Origin of the sequence: Streptomyces flavofungini (assembly GCF_030388665.1) — a bacterium.
Lineage (GTDB): Bacteria > Actinomycetota > Actinomycetes > Streptomycetales > Streptomycetaceae > Streptomyces > Streptomyces flavofungini_A.
The window spans coordinates 8032873-8052378 of the sequence record NZ_CP128846.1; the positions used below are offsets into that span (position 1 = coordinate 8032873).

General features: G+C 73.9%; 18 protein-coding genes. 11 read left to right on the forward strand and 7 right to left on the reverse strand.

The window, feature by feature from the left end:
* The first annotated feature begins 103 nt into the window (after positions 1 to 103).
* Both tuf and QUY26_RS34605 read left to right on the forward strand, forming a co-directional pair.
* On the forward strand, positions 104 to 1288 hold the full coding sequence (tuf, locus tag QUY26_RS34600) for an elongation factor Tu (RefSeq protein WP_289953686.1): 1185 nt from the start codon (positions 104 to 106) through the stop codon (positions 1286 to 1288).
* 258 nt (positions 1289 to 1546) lie between these two features.
* Positions 1547 to 2434 carry a spermidine synthase gene (locus QUY26_RS34605; protein ID WP_289956286.1) on the forward strand — a complete coding sequence of 296 codons (888 nt, stop codon included), beginning with the start codon at positions 1547 to 1549 and terminating at the stop codon, positions 2432 to 2434.
* Positions 2435 to 2495: 61 nt separating this feature from the next.
* Here the strand turns inward: QUY26_RS34605 and QUY26_RS34610 are convergent, their stop codons facing one another.
* From QUY26_RS34610 to QUY26_RS34620, 3 genes are all read right to left on the reverse strand, one after another.
* The gene (locus QUY26_RS34610; RefSeq protein ID WP_289953688.1) at positions 2496 to 3800 is read right to left on the reverse strand and encodes an MFS transporter; all 1305 of its coding nucleotides are present in this window, start codon (positions 3798 to 3800) and stop codon (positions 2496 to 2498) included.
* A 167-nt stretch (positions 3801 to 3967) separates the two neighbouring features.
* Positions 3968 to 5071, reverse strand: a complete 1104-nt coding sequence (locus tag QUY26_RS34615; protein ID WP_289953690.1) for a hypothetical protein — start codon at positions 5069 to 5071, stop codon at positions 3968 to 3970.
* A 134-nt stretch (positions 5072 to 5205) separates the two neighbouring features.
* Positions 5206 to 6222, reverse strand: coding sequence for a hypothetical protein (locus tag QUY26_RS34620; RefSeq protein ID WP_289953691.1), 1017 nt, complete (start codon positions 6220 to 6222; stop codon positions 5206 to 5208).
* 219 nt (positions 6223 to 6441) lie between these two features.
* On the opposite strand from QUY26_RS34620, the gene QUY26_RS34625 reads away from it, so the two are divergent.
* The 6 genes from QUY26_RS34625 (at position 6442) to QUY26_RS34650 (ending at position 13855) form a co-directional block, all read left to right on the forward strand.
* On the forward strand, positions 6442 to 6900 hold the full coding sequence (locus QUY26_RS34625) for a DUF4442 domain-containing protein (protein ID WP_289953692.1): 459 nt from the start codon (positions 6442 to 6444) through the stop codon (positions 6898 to 6900).
* Positions 6901 to 7054: 154 nt separating this feature from the next.
* The gene (locus tag QUY26_RS34630; protein ID WP_289953694.1) at positions 7055 to 7492 is read left to right on the forward strand and encodes a DUF6234 family protein; all 438 of its coding nucleotides are present in this window, start codon (positions 7055 to 7057) and stop codon (positions 7490 to 7492) included.
* A 577-nt stretch (positions 7493 to 8069) separates the two neighbouring features.
* The gene (locus QUY26_RS34635) at positions 8070 to 9803 is read left to right on the forward strand and encodes a carboxylesterase/lipase family protein (RefSeq protein WP_289953696.1); all 1734 of its coding nucleotides are present in this window, start codon (positions 8070 to 8072) and stop codon (positions 9801 to 9803) included.
* An 81-nt stretch (positions 9804 to 9884) separates the two neighbouring features.
* Complete coding sequence (locus tag QUY26_RS34640; protein WP_289953698.1) at positions 9885 to 10625, forward strand: DedA family protein; 741 nt, start codon at positions 9885 to 9887, stop codon at positions 10623 to 10625.
* Between the two features lie 369 nt (positions 10626 to 10994).
* A complete protein-coding gene (locus QUY26_RS34645; RefSeq protein WP_436840453.1) occupies positions 10995 to 12269 on the forward strand; it encodes a serine hydrolase domain-containing protein in 1275 nt (424 codons plus the stop codon).
* Positions 12266 to 13855, forward strand: coding sequence for an alpha/beta fold hydrolase (locus QUY26_RS34650; protein WP_289953700.1), 1590 nt, complete (start codon positions 12266 to 12268; stop codon positions 13853 to 13855). The genes QUY26_RS34645 and QUY26_RS34650 overlap by 4 nt, the downstream gene beginning before the upstream one ends.
* A 54-nt stretch (positions 13856 to 13909) precedes the next feature.
* On the opposite strand, the gene QUY26_RS34655 is transcribed toward QUY26_RS34650, so the two are convergent.
* Positions 13910 to 14485, reverse strand: coding sequence for a gamma carbonic anhydrase family protein (locus QUY26_RS34655; protein WP_289953703.1), 576 nt, complete (start codon positions 14483 to 14485; stop codon positions 13910 to 13912).
* 195 nt (positions 14486 to 14680) lie between these two features.
* On the opposite strand from QUY26_RS34655, the gene QUY26_RS34660 reads away from it, so the two are divergent.
* Complete coding sequence (locus QUY26_RS34660; RefSeq protein ID WP_289953705.1) at positions 14681 to 15454, forward strand: acyltransferase; 774 nt, start codon at positions 14681 to 14683, stop codon at positions 15452 to 15454.
* 41 nt (positions 15455 to 15495) lie between these two features.
* On the opposite strand, the gene QUY26_RS34665 is transcribed toward QUY26_RS34660, so the two are convergent.
* Positions 15496 to 16362 carry a DMT family transporter gene (locus tag QUY26_RS34665; protein ID WP_289956291.1) on the reverse strand — a complete coding sequence of 289 codons (867 nt, stop codon included), beginning with the start codon at positions 16360 to 16362 and terminating at the stop codon, positions 15496 to 15498.
* A 113-nt stretch (positions 16363 to 16475) separates the two neighbouring features.
* Here QUY26_RS34665 and QUY26_RS34670 point away from each other — a divergent pair, with 113 nt between their 5' ends.
* Together QUY26_RS34670 and QUY26_RS34675 are read left to right on the forward strand one after the other, a co-directional pair.
* Positions 16476 to 17060, forward strand: coding sequence for a helix-turn-helix domain-containing protein (locus QUY26_RS34670; RefSeq protein ID WP_289956293.1), 585 nt, complete (start codon positions 16476 to 16478; stop codon positions 17058 to 17060).
* 50 nt (positions 17061 to 17110) lie between these two features.
* Positions 17111 to 17665, forward strand: a complete 555-nt coding sequence (locus QUY26_RS34675) for a YbaK/EbsC family protein (RefSeq protein WP_289953706.1) — start codon at positions 17111 to 17113, stop codon at positions 17663 to 17665.
* Positions 17666 to 17739: 74 nt separating this feature from the next.
* Here QUY26_RS34675 and QUY26_RS34680 read toward each other — a convergent pair whose 3' ends face one another.
* On the reverse strand, positions 17740 to 18936 hold the full coding sequence (locus QUY26_RS34680) for a CaiB/BaiF CoA transferase family protein (RefSeq protein ID WP_289953708.1): 1197 nt from the start codon (positions 18934 to 18936) through the stop codon (positions 17740 to 17742).
* Between the two features lie 6 nt (positions 18937 to 18942).
* Positions 18943 to 19356: a VOC family protein gene (locus QUY26_RS34685; protein WP_289953711.1), complete on the reverse strand. Its 414-nt coding sequence runs from the start codon at positions 19354 to 19356 to the stop codon at positions 18943 to 18945.
* Between the last annotated feature and the right edge of the window lie 150 nt (positions 19357 to 19506).

Sequence of the window (19506 nt, forward strand, 5' to 3'; positions counted from 1 at the left end):
GCGGACCCCGCAGGGGGAGGGTCGGCCAGGCCCCCGGGGGTCCCCGTCCGCAGGCCGTCCGTGCCGCGGGCCACACCTTTCGAGTTCCGGAGAAGGAACCACCATGTCCAAGAAGGCTTACGTCCGCACCAAGCCTCACCTCAACATCGGCACGATGGGCCACGTCGACCACGGCAAGACCACCCTGACCGCCGCCATCACCAAGGTCCTCAGCGAGCGCGGCACCGGCACGTTCGTGCCCTTCGACCGCATCGACCGGGCTCCTGAGGAGGCGCAGCGCGGCATCACCATCAACATCGCGCACGTCGAGTACGAGACCGACACCCGGCACTACGCCCACGTCGACATGCCCGGCCACGCCGACTACGTGAAGAACATGGTCACGGGCGCCGCGCAGCTCGACGGCGCGATCCTCGTCGTGTCCGCGCTCGACGGCATCATGCCGCAGACCGCCGAGCACGTGCTGCTCGCCCGGCAGGTCGGCGTCGACCACATCGTCGTGGCCCTGAACAAGGCGGACGCGGGCGACCCGGAGCTGACCGACCTGGTCGAGCTGGAGGTCCGCGAGCTGTTGTCCGCGCACGGGTACGGCGGGTACAGCGGGGACACCGTGCCCGTGGTCCGGGTCTCCGGGCTCAAGGCCCTCGCGGGCGACCCGCGGTGGACGGCGTCGATCGAGGCGCTGCTCGACGCGGTGGACACCTACGTCCCGATGCCCGAGCGGTACGTCGACGCGCCGTTCCTGCTCCCGGTCGAGAACGTCCTCACCATCACCGGCCGGGGCACCGTCGTCACCGGCGCCGTCGAGCGCGGCACCGTCCGCGTCGGCGACCGGGTGCAGGTGCTCGGCACCGACGGCGACACCGAGACGGTCGTCACCGGCCTGGAGACCTTCGGCAAGCCGATGGACTCCGCGCAGGCCGGTGACAACGTCGCGCTGCTCCTGCGCGGCATGCCACGCGACGGCGTCCGCCGCGGCCATGTGGTCGCGGCGCCGGGCAGCCTCAGTCCGAGCCGCCGCTTCACCGCGCAGGTGTACGTCCTCTCCACCCGTGAGGGCGGCCGCAGCACTCCGGTGTCCACGGGGTACCGCCCGCAGTTCTACATCCGCACCGCGGACGTGGTCGGGGACATCGACCTCGGCGAGGCGGCCGTCGCCCGGCCCGGCGACACGGTGACGTTGACCGTGGAGCTGGGCCGCGAGGTCCCCCTGGAGCCGGGGCTCGGGTTCGCCATCCGCGAGGGCGGGCGGACCGTGGGCGCGGGCACGGTCACGGAGGTCGGCTGACGCCCTGCCGTCCGGTCCCGTCCCGTGGGACGACGCCCCGCCGCTCCACGGCGGCGGGGCGTCGCGGCGGGGGCGGGCCACTTCCGGCCGGAGGGCGGGCCCGCTTCCGCTCAGAGGCGGGTCCGCTTCCGGTCAGGGGGCGGGCCCACCCCCTGCCGAGGGCATGGAAAGAGGGACGGATGCGGGCACAATGGAGCGGTGAACGAGCCCGCCGAGCGATCCGGACCCGAGGCGATACCCGAAGCGCCCGCCGGGGCGATACCCGAAGCGCGTACCGAGGCGTCGGCCGCCGCGCCCTCCGACGCGGAGCCGGTCCCCGTCACCCGCGCCGTCGACCACGGCACCGCGAAGCTGCTCCCCGACGTGGACCGGGCGCGCGCCTGGCTCCTGACCGTCGACGGGGCCCCGCAGTCCTACGTCGACCTGGACGAGCCCACCTACCTGGAGTTCGAGTACGCCCGCAGGCTCGGGCACTTCCTGGACACCGTCGCCGCGCCGGGCCGCCCGCTGGGCGTGGTGCACCTCGGTGGAGGCGCCCTCACGCTGCCGCGCTATGTCGCCGTGACCCGGCCGGGTTCGCGGCAGGACGTGGTCGACGCGGACCGGGGGCTGCTCGAACTCGTCGTCGAGGAACTGCCGCTGCCCGCGGGGTCCGGGATCACCACGCACGGCGCGGACGCCCGCGCCTGGGTGGAGGCCGCGCCCGCGGCGAGCGCCGACGTGGTCGTGGGCGACGCCTTCGGCGGCTCCCGGGTGCCCGCGCACCTCACGTCGGACGCGTACGCCCGTGCCGTGCGCCGTGTGCTGCGCGCGGACGGCTGCTACGCCGCGAACCTCGCCGACGGCGCTCCCTTCGCCTTCCTCCGCTCCCAACTGGCCACCTTCGCCACGGTCTTCGAGGAGCTCGCGCTGATCGCCGAGCCGGCCGTGCTGCGCGGCCGCCGCTTCGGCAACGCCGTGCTGCTCGCCTCCCGTGAACCGGTCGACGTGGACGCGCTCGTCCGGCGCACCGCCGCGGACACGTTCCCCGCGCGGGTCGTGCACGGGGAGGCGCTGCGGGGCTTCATCGGGGACGCTCGGGTCGTGCGGGACGCGGACGCCGAGGCCTCGCCGGAGCCGCCGGACGGGGCGTTCAGCGTCGGCTGAGCGCGGAGCGTCGGGCGTCGCCTCCGAGTCCGGCCCCCCGGACCCGGCCCTCGGCCCCGGCTCAGGCCGACGGTTTCTCCGACGGCACCGGGACCGAAGTCGCCGCCTCGGCCGCCGGTGCCTGTGCGGCCACCACCGCGTTCGTGCGCCGCGTCAGGTTCCGCACGTCCGGCACGAGCAGCACCGCCGCCGTCACCACGACCACGAGGATCGCGCACCCCCACAGGGAGTTCGACCGGCCGAAGGTCTGCTCGGCGGGGCCTGCGAGCGCCGTGGCCAGCGGCACCATCGCCACGGAGCCGAACCAGTCGTACGCCGCGACGCGCGACAGCTTCTCCTCCGGGATCTCCTGGTGCATGGCCGTCATCCACGAGACGCCGAACACCTCGATGGCGACACCGCTCACGAACATCACCGCGGCGAGCCCGGCCACCGGCAGCGGCACCGCGAGCGCCGCGGACGGCGCGGCCAGCGGGAAGACGCACAGCGTACCGGCGAGCAGCAGCCGCCGCGGCTTCCAGCGCATCATCAGGAGCGCCCCGCCGACCGTGCCCGCGCCGAACGCCCCGAGCGCGAGCCCCCACGGCCCCGCGCCGCCCAGCTCGTCCTCGGCGACCAGCGGCCCGAACACGGACTCGGCCGCGCCGACGACCGCCACCACCACCGAGAACTGCGCCACGATCGACCACAGCCAGGGCCGCCCGACGAACTCGCGCCAGCCGTCCCGCAGATCGGCGAGCAGCCCGCCGCCGGGGGCGCGCCGCGGGATGTGGCCGACGTCGAGGAACACGCGCAGCGCGCCCGCGGCGGCGAACGCCACCGCGTCCACGGCGAGCACCCAGCCGGGCCCGATCACCGCGACCAGCAGGCCGCCGAGCGCCGCGCCGCCGAGGCCCGCGCCCTGCATGGCCATCCGGTACAGCGCGAAGGCGCGCCCGGCCTGCTCGCCGGTGACGGACGACAGGAGCATGCCCTCGGACGCGGGCCCGAAGAAGGCCTGGCCGGTACCGCCGAGCGCGGTGAGCAGCATCATCTGCCACAGCTGCGGATCACCGGCGAGCACGACGGCGGCGAACGCGGCCTGGGAGACGCAGTTGAGGGCGTTGGCGGCGACCATGACGTGGTGCCGCGGCAGCCGGTCGGCCACCGCGCCGCCGACGAGCAGGAACAGCACCAGCGGCAGCGTCCGGGCGGCGGCGACCAGACCGACGTCGCCGCCGTCGCCCCCGGAGTCGAGCACGGCGAACGCCGCCGCGATGAGCGCGCCGTGGCCGCCGAGGTTGGTGATGATCGCGGCGGCGGTGAGGAGCGTGTAGTTGCGACTGGCCCACGAGGGGCGGCGGGACGGGGCGGGAGAGATCACCACGGGACTATCCCCGGCGGGGCATAGTCATGACAAGCCGATTCTCCGGTCGCCGTCACGGCGACCGGAGAATCGGTTCGGGACTCAGGACCGGCGCGGCGGGCGCGCGGTCCGAGCGCGCCGGGACGTGGCCCGGCGTGGGCAGAACTCGGCGCGACGGCGAGTCGGGCTCAGGAGGCGTCCTCGGGGTCGCCATGCAGCCGCACCGTCGAGAGGATCTTCTTCACCTGGGCGTCGGAGACCTCGTCCTTCACGCCCTTGGCGCCGTACATCGACCAGGCCACGTAGTCACCCGACGCGTTCTTGAACGCGAACGTCGTGGCCTTGCCCTCGGAGTCGCACTTGTCCGAGCCGGCGGCACCGGACGTCGTGGACGTCGTGACACTGCCCTTGATGCCGGCCTTGGTGGTGTACGACTTGACCTCGCCGATCTTGATCTTCTTCTTGTCGGACTTCTTCTGGCCGGTGTAGCCGCCGAAGACCCACCACGCCGAGTCGTTGCGGGCGACGTCCTTGGTGTTCTTGGCGCCGTTCTGGCCCTTGGTGCCGACGACCGCGAGCGCGGTGTCGTCCTTCCGCCCGTCCTTGTCGTCGTCGGACGTGCACCACTTCTCTTTGAAGATGGCGGGCGCGGACATGATGATCAGCGCGCTGCCGTCGTCCTTCTTGCGGTCCTCGAAACCGATGAAGGTGTCCGGCGACTTGATCGTCCAGTCCGCCGGGACGTCGAAGGCGGTGCCCCACTTGGGGTTCACCACGACCTGCCAGCCGGGGATGGTCGGCTTGGGGTCGCCGTCCGTGCCGCGCGGGTTGTCGTCGTCCGACGCCGTGGGGCTCGGCTTCTTGGTGACGGACTTCGACGGCTTGGGGGCCGCCTTGTCCGCCTTGTCGTCGTCGCCGTCACCGCCGAGGACCAGGAAACCGGTGACGCCCGCGGCCGCGACCACGGCGATCGCTGCGACGATGGCCGTGACCTTGGTCTTGTTGCCGCCGCCGCTCCCACCGCCGCTCTGGTCGGGCCCGCCCGCCTGGGGCGTCCCCATCGGGAACGTCGGCGCGCCCCACTGCGGCTGCCCGGGCTGCGTGGGCGGGCCCACGGGGGGCTGCCCGGCGGGCGGCTGCTGGTAGGGATTGGGCTGCTGGGGCCCGGGCTGTTGCTGGTAGCCGGGCTGCTGATACGGATTGGGCTGCTGGTACCCGGGCTGCTGGTACGGGTTCTGACCCTGGTCCTGCGGGTTCTGCTCGCCCCCGGGCGGCTGCTGTTCTGGCCACATGGCCAGTAACCATAGATGGGCCGGGCCCCGGGTGCCACGCCCGGTCGACTGCCGGACCGGCACCGGAGCCGGGGGCGGACGAAGCAGTGACGAAGTGGTGAAGAAGTAGTACTGATGGGCGTGAGATCAGTGCGTCAGCCCGTCGGTTTGCCGTGCAGCCGCACCGTCGAGAGGATCTTCATGATCGTCGCGTCCGGGATCTCCTCCTGGACGCCCCGGGCGCCGTACAGGCTCCAGGACACGAACTCGCCCTCGGAGTTCTTGAAGCCGAACGTGATCGCCTTGCCGTCGGACGCGCACTTGCCCCGCTGGGGCGTGTTCGTCGACTTGCCCCACGCGATGCTGCCCTTGATGCCGGACTTGGTGGTGTACGGCTTCGCCTTCTCGTCGTACGTCATGGTCTTCTTGTCCGGCTGCGTGTAGCCGCCGTAGATCCACCAGCCGACGGTGTTGATCGCGACCTCGTCGGTGTTCTTGCCGCCGCGCCCGCCCTTGGTGCCCGCCGCGGCCAGCTCGGTGTCCTCGGACCGGCCGTCCTTGTCCTCGTCGGAGGTGCACCACTTGGGCTTGAGGACGGCGGGCGAACCCATCGTCGCCACCGGCTCGCCCGTCTTGTGGTCCTCCATGTTGATGGCCCGGCCCGGACCCGCCACCTGCCAGGTGGGCGGTACGTCGAAGGCGGTGCCCCACTTGGGGTTCACCACGACCTGCCAGCCCGGCACGGTCGGCTTCGGCTCGCCGCTGTCCGTGCCCCGGCCGCTGTCGTCGCCGTCCGACGGCGAGGACGGCTTGTCGGCCGCCTGCTCCGAGGAGTCGGCCTTGCCCGCCTTGTCGGACTTGTCGTTGTCGTCGCCGAGTATGAGAAAGCCGGTGACGCCCACGGCCACGACCACGGCGGCCGCAGCGACGATCGCGATGACCTTGGTCCGGTTCCCGCCGCCGTTTCCGCTGCCGCCCGCATCCGGCGGCTGCGGCGCGCCCGGGTGGGTCGGGGCGCCGGCCCACTGCCCCTGCGGCCCGGCGGTGGGCTGCTGGTAGGCGCCGGGCTGCGCGTGGCCGGGCTGCTGGGGCTGCTGATATCCCGGCTGCTGGTAGGGGTTCGGCTGCTGGTACCCGGGCTGCTGGTACGGGTTCTGGTCCTGCGGGCTCATGGCGGATCACGATACGGGTGCGGGGTGGGGGCGGCCGCGCGTGCCCTCGCCGTTGCCGAGAGTGCCCCGGATGCGGGGGATTGGGTGCGGCGGGGCGGCCGGAGGGAGGCGGACGCGCGGGCTGGCGGTCCGGTGCGGGCCGGGGTGCCGGGCGGTCCCGGGTCCCCGGGGGGGCGAACCCCTGGCCAAGGGAGGCTACTCGTGGGTAACATCCCGTGCATGAGCGCAGACCAGATGTCGATCGGCGAGATGCTCGCCGCCACCGTCCCGATGGCCAAGACCCTGAACCTCACGTTCGGCGAGACCACGCCCGAGCGGGCTGTGGTCGTGCTTCCGGATCAGAGCGAGTACCACAACCACGTGGGCGGACCGCACGCCGGAGCCATGTTCACGCTGGGCGAGTCCGCGAGCGGCGCCATCGTGCTCGCCGCCTTCGGGGCGCAGCTCTCGCGGGCCGTGCCGCTCGCGGTGCGCGCCGACATCGCGTACAAGAAGCTCGCGATGGGGACGGTCACGGCCACCGCCACGCTCGGCCGCCCGGTCGCCGACGTGGTCGCCGAACTGGACGCGGGGCAGCGCCCGGAGTTCCCGGTCGCGATCGCCATCACGCGCGAGGACGGCGCCGTGACCGGCGAGATGACCGTCGTGTGGACGCTCCGCCCCAACGAGCCGAAGTAGCCCGGAGCGGTTCGGCGGGCCGGAGTGGTCCGCCGGGCCCGAAGTGCCGCTGGCGCAGGGCTCGGTGATCTCGTCCGGGTCCGTGCCCGTGGAGTCGAGTGCCTGAGTATCCGTACTCAGGTGCGGGCGGGGCCCGGCGCCGAGCAGGGGGGGCATGAGCCTGCCGAGCGCGCCACCCGCCTTCGACGCGTCCGACGGCGCCGGCATCGGTCGGCGCGCGGACATCGCCACCGCCGTCGGCCTCTTCCTGCTCGAAGGGGCCGTCCTCTTCGTGGTGTTCGGGGTGTGGCTCCTGTCGGGGGTCTCCTTCTTCCCCGCGGGCGGCACCGCAGTGGAGCCCGACCCCCTCGACGGCTACCTCGTCGCCGCCGGGGCGGTCGGGCTCTTCGCCGTCCTGGCCGCCGCCGTCGCCTTCCGCGGGCGGGCGGCGGCGATCGCGTGGGGCCAGGGGCTCATGGCGGCGCGGATCGCCGCGGCGGTGCGCGGCGGCCCGGCGTACCCGGACCGGACGCGCGAGCGGGAACGGCCCGCGCCGACGTCCACCTGGCAGGGGCGGGTGGGGTGCCGCAGCGGGGGCGACAGCGACGATTGAGTCGTCGACGCGGGCCGCGCTACGGGCGTGCGGACGGAAGCTGCACGGTCGTGGTGAAGGAGGGCGCCGAGATCCCGGGAGTGGGCGGTGTGCGGGCGGTTTGTACGCCGTCCGCACTGGGGGCATTGACACGAGTCACCACCGGTCGTAGCTTTTCCGCCGCACCGATGGAATCCGACGGTGCGTCAGACGGCGGAGGTGGCGCCCGTGCCCGACACCGTGTCCCGCGCGGAGTACCTGGTCCGCGCGCTCACTCTTGAGGAGAAGGCCGCCCTCGTGCGCGGTGCGCGGTGCGCGCGGGGTCGGTGCGGCTCGCCGTCGCCCTCGGTCCCGAAATGGCTTGCCACCAAAGGCGGGTGATGGGGCGTGAGGGGCGGGCGTCCGGCTTCGGCCACGGGCTGTCGTACACGACCTTCTCTTGCGTACACGACCTTCTCTTGTCAGTGGGCCGACGGCAGGTGCACGGGGGCGTCTCCGCCCAGGAGTTGGTTGGCTCTTTCCGGTCCGGTGCCATCGACGTGAAGGCGGTGCGGGTGTGAGGAGCGGTCGGCGTGCGGGTGGACGGGTGGGGCGGGCCGTGGCGGCCGTCGGTGTGCTGATGGTGGCCGGGGCGGTGGGGTTCGCGCCGGAGGCGGCGCGGGCGGGGCAGCCGGGGCGGGACGGGCAGGTGGTGTCTGCCGGGTGGGCCGCGCAGGCCGGGCAGGCCGGGCAGGCAGGCCGGACCGCGCAGGCCGGGGCGGGGGAGCGGGGGGAGCGGGCCGGGTCCGGCGGCGCGGGTGGTTCCGTGGTGGTGCGGACCGACGCGGGTCGCGTACGCGGGCGGGTCACGGACGAGGGGCGCCGGTTCCTGGGGATTCCGTACGCGCGACAGCCCGTCGGTGCGCTGCGCTGGAAGGAGCCGCGCCCGGTCGCCCCGTGGCACGGCGTGCGCGCGGCCACGGAGTTCGGCAACCGCTGTGTGCAGACGGCGAGTTGGGACCCGGGGTACGAGAAGCCCAGTCACACGGAGGACTGTCTCGCGTTGAACGTGTACGCGCCCGCAGGGCGGGCCGGGCCCGCGCGGACCACGGACGACGCGCGGCGGCCCGTCCTCGTCTGGCTGCACGGCGGCGGGCTCACCGCGGGCGCGGGCGAGGACGTGGTACCGGAGCGCTTCGCCCGCACCACCGGCACCGTGGTGGTCACCGTCAACTACCGCCTGGGCGCCCTGGGCTTCCTCGCCTCACCGGCGCTCGACGGCGAGGCCTCCGACGGGGTGTCGGGGAACTACGGACTGCTCGACCAGCAAGCGGCGCTGCGCTGGGTGCGCGCCAACATCGGACGGTTCGGCGGCGACCCGCGGCGCGTGACCGTCGCGGGTGAGTCCGCGGGCGGACGCTCCGTCTGCACCCACCTCGCATCGCCGACCGGTCGCGGCCTGTTCCGCGCGGCCGTCATCCAGAGCGGGGCGTACGACAACTGTGCCGGCCGTACCCGGCGGCAGGCGGCCGTGGACGGCGCCGCGTTCGCCGGGAAGGCGGGCTGCCCGGACGCGGCCACCGCCCTCGCGTGCCTGCGGCGCAAGCCCGCCAAGGACCTCCTCGCGGCGCAGGCGGCGTTCGACTGGGGTCCGGTCGTCGGCGGGAACTTCCTGCCCGTACAGCCCGAGGAGGCGTTCGAGCGGGGCAGTGCGGCGAAGGTGCCCGTGCTGAACGGCGCGAACACCGACGAGGGCACGCTCTTCGCCTTCGCACAGTTCGACGGGAAGGGCAGGCCGCTCACCGCCGAGCGGTACCCGGCCGTCCTGGAGGAGAGGTACGGAGCCGGGCTCGCGGAGCGGGTGGCGCGCCGCTACCCGCTCGGCCGGTACCCCTCGCCCACGCACGCCCTCGCCGCGACCATCGGCGACCAGTTGTTCGCCTGCCCGGCCCTGCGGCTCGACCGCTCCCTGGCGGGGCGCGGGCCGGTCTACGCCTACGAGTTCGCGGACCGCACCTCGCCGCCCTTCGCCAGCCTGCGCGACCTGGGCACGGACTTCGCCTTCGGCGCCACGCACGTGAACGAAGTGCAATATCTGTTCCAACACTTCGGCCTGCGCTCGCCCCTGAACGCCGAACAGCGCGCCCTGGCCCGGCAGATGACCGCGTACTGGGGCTCCTTCATCCATTCCGGAGTGCCCCGCGCGGACGGCGCCCCACCGGCTCCCGACCAGCGCACTCACCCCGGTGACACCCTCTCGCTGCGCACCGGATCGGCGGGCGGCACCACGCTCGACCCGGCCGTGCACCGGGCGCACCACTGCGCTCTGTGGGACGCGGCCGCACCCCGCTGAACAGGTAGGATTCCCCGTCGTGCGTGATCGACAAGGACGCGCACGCGGGGGGAGCCACCAGCACAGCGGAAGGAACCGGGGTTGCACGTCCAGGAGTGGCTGGAGAACGTACCGGCCGTCAGCGTCTACCTCCTCGTGGGCCTCGTCATCGGCCTGGAGTCACTGGGCATCCCGCTGCCCGGCGAGATCGTCCTCGTCTCCGCCGCGCTGCTCTCGTCGCAGCACGGCGAGGTGAACCCGGTGATCCTCGGCTCCTGCGCCGTCGCGGGCGCGGTGATCGGCGACTCCATCGGCTACGCGATCGGGCGCAAGGGCGGCCGACCACTCCTCGCCTGGCTGGAACGGAAGTTCCCCAAGCACTTCAGCGCGGCGAACGTCGGCAGCGCCGAGCGGTCGTTCCAGAAGTGGGGCATGTGGGCGGTCTTCTTCGGCCGCTTCGTGGCGCTCCTGCGGATCTTCGCCGGGCCGCTCGCCGGTGTGCTGCGGATGCCGTACTGGAAGTTCGCCATCGCCAACGTACTCGGCGGCATCGTGTGGGCGGGCGGCACCACCGCCGTGATCTATTACATCGGCGTGGTCGCGGAGGACTGGCTCAAGCGCTTCTCGTACGTCGGTCTCGGCATCGCCGTCCTCATCGGCATCGGCTCGATGCTGCTCGTGAAGCGGCGGGCCAAGAAGGCGGCGGAGGAGCACGCGGCGTCGGCCGGGGCCCAGGTGCCCGGGCAGGCGGGGGCCGGCGCGGCCACCGGGACGGACGGCGCTGCCGCCCCCGCCGTGGGCGAGGCGGCTCTCGCGGCCACCCGGAGCTCCGCCGGAGGCTGAGCCGGTCCGGGGCGGCCGTGGACCGGCCCCGTCCCCACGCCCCGTACACCCATTTCCGTACCCGCTCGTGCGGCGCGCGCGAGCGGGTACGCGCATGTGCGCCCGGCGCCCCGCACCGCCAGGGCTCCGCTCGTGCTTCCGCACGCCCCCTGGTCGTGCGGGTCCCCCCACGGCCGCCGCCATGGGGTGCGGCCTGCTCTCCCTGGGGTTCCGGGGGGTCTGCCCCCGTCCGCTTCCGGGGGCGGGCCCCAGTGAGCGCGGGGTTCCGGATCCCTAGCGTCGGTCGACATGACATGTGGAGAACACACCGAGAAAAGAGCGCTCTTACCCGGGCGACGCCGAGCCGGGCGGGCGAGCGCGGTGGCCGTCGTGGCGGCCGCTCTGACGCTGCTCGTTCCGGCGGCGGACGCGGCGGCCCGCCCCGGCGCCGAGTCCCTTCCGACGGCCCCGGCATCCGGCCCGCCGCCCGGCTGTGACGCGGCGCGCGGCGCGGTCGAGGGCTCCCTGAGGCCCCTCGTCGGCCGCCACGGCATCCCCGGTGCCGCCGCCGAGGTGGTCGACCGGCGCTGCGGGCGCTGGTCCGTCGCGCGCGGCGTCGCCGACCTGGACAGCGGCCGCGGGATGGCCGCGGGGGACCGGCTGCGGATCGGCAGCGTCAGCAAGACGTTCACCGCCACCGTCGTCGTGCAGCTCGCCGCCGAGGGCCGGATCGGCCTCGACGCGCCCGTCGAGCGCTATCTGCCCGGACTGATCCGGGGCAACGGCCACGACGGCCGCGAGATCACCGTGCGTCAGCTCCTCCAGCACACCAGCGGACTTCCCGACTACGTCGAAGCCCTCGCCGAGCGGCCCGTGCACGAGTGGCGCTTCCGGCACTTCGAGCCCCGCGAACAGATCGCCGCCGCCCTCACGATGCCGCACCCGGACAAGAAGTGGCACTACGCGACGACCAACACCGTCGTCGCCGGACTCATCGTCGAGAAGGTCACAGGGCACCGCGTCGAGGCGGAGGTGAACCGTCGCATCATCCGCGAGCTCGGCCTGCGCGACACCTATTGGCCCGGCGACGGCACGCGCATCCGGGGCGCGCACTCACGGAGTTACTTCCCCGACGGCCCGGACGGGGAGCGGGACGGCGAGGCTCGCCTCAGGGTCGACGGCACGCCGCCGTCCACGGCTGGTGGCACGCCGTCCGCCAATCCCGACGGCACACCACCCGCCCGCGTCGACGGCACCGAGTGGAACATGACCTTCGGCGGCGCGGGCGGCGCCCTGGTCTCGACTCCCGCCGACGTCAACCGCTTCTTCGGCGCGCTGTTCGGCGGAAAGCTGCTGCCCGCGCGCTGGCTCGCCCAGATGAAGCGCACCGTCCCCGCCGACCCGGACCGGCTCTGGCCCGGCGCCCGGTACGGCCTCGGCCTGATCTCCTCGCCGCTGTCGTGCGGCGGGCGCTGGTGGGGGCACGGCGGCACGGTTCCCGGCGGCCACCGTGCCCTCGGCGCGATCGGCCCCGGCGGCCGCGCCGTCGCCCTCGCCCTCAACCAGGTGCCCGCCACCGACCTCGCCGAACACGACTTCCGGGCTGTCGTCGACAGCGCCCTGTGTCCCCCCGACCGCACCCCGCGCCCCAAGGAGAACCCGTGACACGCACCCGCGCCGCCGTGCGTCGCACCTCGGCCGTCGGCCTCGCCCTCGCCGCCTGCGTCACCGCCGCCCCCGCCCTCGCCTCGGCGACCACGACCCCCGCGGCCGCACGCGGCGGGGCCACCCCGGCTCCCGGCCCCGGCCTCGACCGCTTCTACGACCAGCGCCTCGACTGGCGCGGCTGCGTCCTCGGGCCGGACGACGAGACGGGCCGCGCCCTGGCGAAGGCGGGCGCCCGCTGCGCGGACGTGACCGTGCCCGTCGACTACTCCGACCCCGGTGGCCGCACCATGACCGTCGCCATATCGCGGATCAAGGCCACCGACACCCGCCACCGCGTCGGCCCGCTGCTCCTGAACGGCGGCGGCCCCGGAGGCCCATCGATCGGTGACGCCCCGGACATCCACCGGGCGATGAAGGACGTCGCCGCGCGCTACGACATCATCGGCGTCGACCCGCGCTTCGTCGGCCGCAGCGACCCCTTGGACTGCGGGTGGCCCGTCTCCAGCGCCGTCTTCTCCGCCGGGACCGGCCGCGCGGGCTTCGACCGGCAGGTCGCCCTGCACAAGGACCTGGCCGCCAGGTGCCGCGCCACCAACAAGTCCGTGCTGCCGTTCGTCACCACCCGCGACACCGCCCGCGACATGGACGTCATCCGCGGCGCCCTCGGCGAGCGGAAGATCTCCTATCTGGGCTACTCGTACGGCACCTACCTCGGCACCGTCTACACCCAGATGTTCCCCGGCCGCCACGACCGCGTCGTCCTCGACGGCGCGATCGACCCGCGCCGCTACCAACCCCGGCTGCTGCGCGGCGCCGAGCCCGAGAACGACCGGGCGCTGTCCGACTGGGCGGCGTGGGCGGCGCGGCGGCACGACACGTACGGCCTCGGCCGCACCCGCGCCCAGGTGCTCGCCGCCGTCGACCGCACCGTCGAGGCGTCCGCGCGCGGGCTGACCGTGGGCACCGCCCCCGACACCTTCCGGCTCGACGACACCACGGTGCCGACGCTGCTCGTCATGGGCATCGCCGACGACACCGACGAGGCGAGGGCGGCCTTCGGCGAGCAGGTGTCCGTGCTCGTCAAGGCGGCGCAGGGGCAACCGACCCGGCTCTCACCGGAGTTCACGGCGGCCCTGCGGTCCTACGTCACCGGCAAGGACTCGCACTACGGCAGCGTGCAGACGGCGATCCTGTGCGGCGACTCGGCGGCCCCGCGCGACCCGGAGCGCTACTGGCGCGACATCGAGCGCAGCCGCGCCGCGCACCCGGTCATGGGACCGCTGACCAACAACATCACCCCGTGCGCCTTCTGGGACCGCCCCCGAGAGGAGCCCACCCAGGTCAGGCGCGACGCCCCGGCGCTCCTCGTGGGCGCGACCGGTGACCCGCGCGCCACCTACGAGGGCACCGTGGGGCTGCGCGACCTGCTGCCCAGCTCCAGGCTGATCACCCTGAAGGGCGCCAACCGGCACGGGATCTACGGCTTCTACGGCAACGCCTGCGTGGACGCGAACGTCAACACCTACCTGGCCACGGGCAAGCTGCCGGGCAAGGATCTGACCTGCGTGCGGCAGCACGGCTGACGGACCGACCGCCCGCCGGGACCGACATCGGCCCCGGCGGGCGGCACGCGCGCCTCAGCCCGCCGAGCCCGCTCGGCCCCCGGACGGGCCCCGGCTCTCCCGGGCCGCGTTGGCCTCGCGGTGCGCCTTGGCCAACTCCACGTACAGGGTGCCGTTGAGGGAGATGCCCGCGCGCTCCTCCTCGGTGAGCTCGCGCTTGACCTTCGCGGGGACGCCCGCGACCAGCGAGCCGGGCGGCACCCGCATGCCCTGCGGCACCAGCGCCTGCGCGGCGACGAGCGAACCGGCGCCGATCACCGCGCCGTTGAGGACGGTGGCACCCATGCCGATCAGGCAGTCGTCCTCGACGGTGCAGCCGTGCAGGACCGCGTTGTGGCCGACCGAGACGCGCTCGCCGATGGACATCGGGAAGCCCGGGTCGACGTGCAGGGTGCAGTTGTCCTGGATGTTGCTGTCGGCCCCGACCTCGATGGGACCGCAGTCGGCGCGCAGCACCGCGCCGTACCAGGTGCTCGCGCCCGCGCTCAGCGTCACCTCGCCGATCACCACCGACGTGGGGGCCGTGAAGGCCTCCTGGTCGACCTTCGGCTCCTTGCCGGCCACGCCCATGACGAGTGCCTGCTGGCTCATCGGCTCGCTCCCTCTCTCCCGGGCATTCCCGTGCGGTGCGGTGCTTTCCCGTGCCGCCGTGGGGTTGTCGCGTCGTCGTCCCCGTGTCGCGCCTGAGCGAACCGTACGGGACGGCGGGGCGCTCGCCGCCGCGTGGGGTGAAGATCACAGGACCTCGGTGTGCTCGGCGCGCGCCCGGCTGAGTAACGTGAGCGGGTGCCCAGGAACAAGAACGTGTTCTCATCGCTGGCCGCCTGGCGGCGCGGCGCGGCGCAGCGCGCCGTCCACGCCGGGTGGGACTGGGTGCAGCGCACCGGTGCCGTCACCGCGCGGCGGCCGGGGCGGCTGCGGTTCGGCGCGATCGGCGAGGGCACCCGGCTCGCCTTCCCGCAGGGCACGGTCTTCGGGGCGCCCTGGATCCGGCTCGGCGCGCACTGCATCGTCGGCGAGCAGGTCACGCTGACCGCCGGGTTGATGCCCGACCTCGACCTCGGCCCGGACCCGATCCTGCGCATCGGCGACGGCGTGGTGCTCGGCCGCGGCAGCCACGTCATCGCGGACACGACGGTGACCATCGGCGACGACTGCTACTTCGGTCCGTATGTGTACGTGACCTCGACGAACCATTCGTACGACGACCCCCACACGCCGATCGGCAAGCAGTGGCCGCGGATGGAGCCCGTCGAGATCGGACCCGGCTGCTGGGTCGGCACCGGCGCCGTGATCCTGCCCGGGGCCCGGCTCGGCCGCAACGTGGTGGTGGCCGCGGGCGCGGTGGTGCGGGGCGAGGTGCCCGACCACGCGGTGGTGGCCGGGGCGCCCGCGCGGGTCGTGCGGACGTGGTGCGCGGAGCGGGGCTGGGAGCCGCCGCTGCGTACGCCCGCGCCGGTGCCGATCCCGGAGGGCGTCACGCCGGAACAGCTCCTCGCGCTGGGTGAGTTGAGCGACCTGGAGGTGGCGCGGCTGGCCGAGGTCGAGGGGAACGTCTGAGCGGTCCCGGTGGCGCCCCCGAAGGGGCGCGGGGCCGTGGCTCAGCCCGTCGCCAGGAGCACCGTGCCCACCAGCGCGAGGCCCGCCCCCGCGGCCTGCACCCCGCGCAGCCGTTCCTTGAGGACGCCGCGCGCCGCGAGCGCCGTCACGACCGGGTAGAGCGAGGCGAGCACGGCGGCGACGGTGACGGGACCGCGCTGGGCCGCGATCGCGTACGTTCCGTTGGCGGCGACGTCCGCGAGGCCCACGAAGGCGAGCGCGGGCAGCGCGGACCGGATCACGCGCATGCCCTGGCCCTCGGGGAGCGCCGCGCCGCCCCGTCGCACGGAGACGTACAGCGCCGTGCCGCCCGCGACCACGTTGGTCACGCGCTGCACGAACAGCGCGAGGAACAGGCCGGTGACCGTGGTCGACGCCTCCGCGATGAGGGCCATGACCGCGCCGAAGCCGAAGGCGGCGAGGAGCGTCAGGAGCACCGCCTGCCGCTGCACCGGGGCGCCGCGCAGCTCCGGGCCGCCCGCGAGGACGATGCCCGCGACGGCCACCGCGATGCCCGCGAACTGCCCGAGGCCAGGACGCTCGCCCAGCATCAGCCCGACGCCCACCGGCACGGCCACGCCGAGCGAGCCGAGCGGTGAGACGACGCCCATCGGGCCGAGCGCGAGGGCCTTGTAGAAGGCGAGCATCGCGACCGGGCCGATGAGTCCGGCGCCGACCGCGAACCACAGCTGCGGGCCCCACGCGCTCCAGGCGCCGGTGGAGACCACGATCACGCCGAGGACGACGACCGCCACGCACTGGGAGGCGACGACCACCGTGAGCGCGGGGAGGCGTCGGGTCAGCAGTCCGCCGCCGAAGTCGGCGAGGCCCCAGAGCAAGCTGGTGGCCAGGGCGAACAGTGCTGTCAGTCCCGTCATGAGGAAGCCTCGCAGTACAGTGTGGTGAACCTTCGGGAACCCTCAGGTGCACCACACCGTAGTTCAGTACAGTGAACTCTGTCATCCAAAATATTGGACGGAATGTGTCGGACCTCGACCAGCTGACCCAGTCGCTCGCGCGCAACCTCAAGCGCTGGCGCACCGAACGGAACTTCACGCTCGACGCGCTCGCGGCCCGCGCGGGCGTCAGCCGAGGCATGATCATCCAGATCGAGCAGGCCCGCACGAACCCCTCCGTGGGCATCACGGTCAAGCTCGCGGACGCGCTCGGCGTCAGCATCACCACCCTGCTCGACTACGAACAGGGTCCGCACGTGCGACTCGTCCCGCCCGAGCAGGCCGTGCGGATGTGGTCCACGGAGGCGGGCAGCAGCACGACGCTCCTGGTCGGCACCGAGTCGCGCGGGCCCTTCGAGCTGTGGACGTGGCACCTGTCGCCGGGTGACGGCAGCGACTCCGACGCGCACCCGCCGGGGACGATGGAACTGCTGCACGTCAGGTCCGGCGAGCTGACGCTGGTCGTGGACGGCGAGGAGCACCTGGTGGCGGCCGGATCGGCGGCGTCGTTCGAGGCCAATGTGGCGCACGGCTACCACAACAAGGGCGCGGAGCCGGTCGAGATGACGATGGCGGTCTCGGTGCCTCCGGCCCACGCGGGCGCGTACTGATCCGCCGCCCTCCTTGCCCGTGCGCCCGCGCCCTGCGTTACGGTGCGGCCATGCGCGCTCCTCTTGGTGACTTCGACGCGGTACGCCCCGCCCCGGAAGCCCTCGACCTCCTTGTCGCCCCCGTCGCCGCCGCTGTCCGCGGCTGGAGCGGGGACGTTCCCGTCGAGGAGTTGATCCACGTCGACACCGACCCGCGGTGGGCCGACACGGCCACGTTCGTGGAGCACTACGGCCCCGAACTGTTCTCCCAGTCCGCGAACTGCGTCATCGTCGCCGGGAAGCGCGGGGGCGAGACGACGCTCGCCGCGTGCCTGGTCCTGTCGGAGGCGCGCGTGGACGTCAACGGCGTCGTGCGGCGCCGACTGGGCGCCCGCAAGGCGTCGTTCGCGCCGATGGAGACCGCCGTCGGCGAGACCGGCATGGAGTACGGCGGCATCACCCCCATCGGCCTGCCCGACACCTGGCCGCTGCTGGTCGACGCCGCGGTGGCGGACCTGCCGTACGTCCTGGTCGGCAGCGGCGGCCGACGCGGCAAGCTGATCGTGCCGGGCAAGGTGTTCGCGGGGCTGCCGAACGCGACGGTGATCGAGGGGCTCGGCGTCTGACGGGGGTGGGGCGCGCGAGGCGGGGCGCGTTCCCCGGCCTCCATGGGGGGGCAGGCCCAACACGCCTCCGGGCCCTAGGAGATGACGCCCTCGGCCCGCATCCGCTCGATGTCCGCCGCATCCCGGCCGAGTTCGGCCAGGATCCTCTCCGTGTGCTCGCCCACGCCCGGCACCGGGTCCATGCGCGGGCTCACCCCGGAGAGGTCGGCGGGCGGAACGAGCGCCTGGACGTCGGGCGCCGCGCCCGGCAGGACCACGTCGCGCCAGCGGCCGCGCTCGGTGAGCGCCGGGTGGTCGAGGAAGTCCGGGACGGAGTTGACGCCCGCGTTGGCGATCTTCGCGGCGTCGAGCAGCGCCGCCGCCTCCTCGCCGGTCAGCTCCGCGAACCGGGCCTGGATCACCGCGTCCAGCTCCTCACGGTGCGCCACCCGCGCCGATCCGTCGGCGAAGCGCGGGTCGGTCGTCAGCTCCGGCCGCCCCAGGAAGTCCTCGCAGAGCGCCGCCCACTCCGGCTCGTTCTGCACGGAGAGCAGCACCTCCTTGCCGTCGGCCGCGGTGAACACGCCGTACGGCGCCACCGTGGCGTGGCGGGCGCCGACGCGCGGGGGCTGTGTGCCGCCGTACCGCGTGTAGTACGCGGGCTGGCTCATCCACTCGGCGAGCGCGTCGAAGAGGGAGACTTCCACGGCGGGCGCCCGGCCCGTCGTCGCGCGGGTGAACAGGGCCGACAGGATGCCGCTGTAGGCGTACATCCCCGCCGCTATGTCGGCCACCGATATCCCGACCCGCACGGCCTCCGCGGGCGTTCCCGTGAGCGAGAGCAGACCGGTCTGGCACTGCAGGAGCATGTCGTACGCCTTGCGGTCCGCCCAGGAGCCGCTGGTGCCGTACCCGCTGACCGTGCAGGTGACCAGGGAGGGGTGGCGGGCCTGGAGGTCCGCCGCCGCGAGACCGAGGCGGTCGGCCGCGCCCGGCGCGAGGTTCTGCACGAACACGTCGGCGCCCGCGAGGAGTTCACGCAGGACCTGCTGCCCTTGCGTCGACTTCACATCCAGCGTGAGTGACTCCTTGGAGCGGTTCAGCCACACGAAATAGCTGGCCTCGCCGTGCACGGTGGTGTCGTAGCGGCGCGCGAAGTCGCCCCCGCCGGGGCGCTCCACCTTGATCACCCGGGCGCCGAGGTCGGCGAGCTGACGGGTCGCGAAGGGCGCGGCGACGGCCTGCTCCAGGCTGAGGACCGTGATGCCGGCGAGCGGCAGCGGGTGCGGCACGGCCCCTCAGCCCCTCGTCCCGCGGTACTCCTCGTGGAACTGCTCGAACGACACCTCGTAGCCGTCCGGGTCCAGGCCCACGAAGACCCGCGCCCAGTCCGTGTCCTCGGGCTCCGTGAGCACCGGCAGGCCCTCGGCGCGCCACAGGGCGTGGGCCGCGTCGAGGTCGGGCGTCGGCACGGCCAGCGTGAAGCCGAGGCCGAGCGGGCCACGGCGGGCCGCCGCGCCGCGCTCCTCGTCGTAGTACCCGTGCGCGTCCCGGGCCGTCAGGATCAGCCAGGTGTGGCCGAAGGTGAGATAGCGCAGGTGCGGCTGCTCGTCGTTCGGCAACTCGCGGAAGCCGAGCTTCAAGTAGAGGTCGCCGGAGACCTGGAGATCCTTGACCCGCAGGCCGATCTTCAACTGCTTGCTGCCCATCATGCGGTACGCCCCTCCCGTGGCCGCGCCGGACGCGATCGGCCGCCCGGCGTGCGACGACCGTACCCGGGGGCGCGGGCCGGGGCGCGGCGGCCGTACCAAAGGCGCGGGCCGGGGCGCGACCACTGCCGTTCACCTGATGCTCACGAGGGT

Coding starts and splice junctions, on each gene's coding strand:
- tuf (WP_289953686.1), top strand. CDS start 104: ATGTCCAAGAAGGCTTACGTCCGCACCAAGCCTCACCTCAACATCGGC.
- QUY26_RS34615 (WP_289953690.1), bottom strand. CDS start 5,071: ATGTGGCCAGAACAGCAGCCGCCCGGGGGCGAGCAGAACCCGCAGGAC.
- QUY26_RS34620 (WP_289953691.1), bottom strand. CDS start 6,222: ATGAGCCCGCAGGACCAGAACCCGTACCAGCAGCCCGGGTACCAGCAG.
- QUY26_RS34625 (WP_289953692.1), top strand. CDS start 6,442: ATGAGCGCAGACCAGATGTCGATCGGCGAGATGCTCGCCGCCACCGTC.
- QUY26_RS34630 (WP_289953694.1), top strand. CDS start 7,055: ATGAGCCTGCCGAGCGCGCCACCCGCCTTCGACGCGTCCGACGGCGCC.
- QUY26_RS34655 (WP_289953703.1), bottom strand. CDS start 14,485: ATGAGCCAGCAGGCACTCGTCATGGGCGTGGCCGGCAAGGAGCCGAAG.
- QUY26_RS34675 (WP_289953706.1), top strand. CDS start 17,111: ATGCGCGCTCCTCTTGGTGACTTCGACGCGGTACGCCCCGCCCCGGAA.
- QUY26_RS34685 (WP_289953711.1), bottom strand. CDS start 19,356: ATGATGGGCAGCAAGCAGTTGAAGATCGGCCTGCGGGTCAAGGATCTC.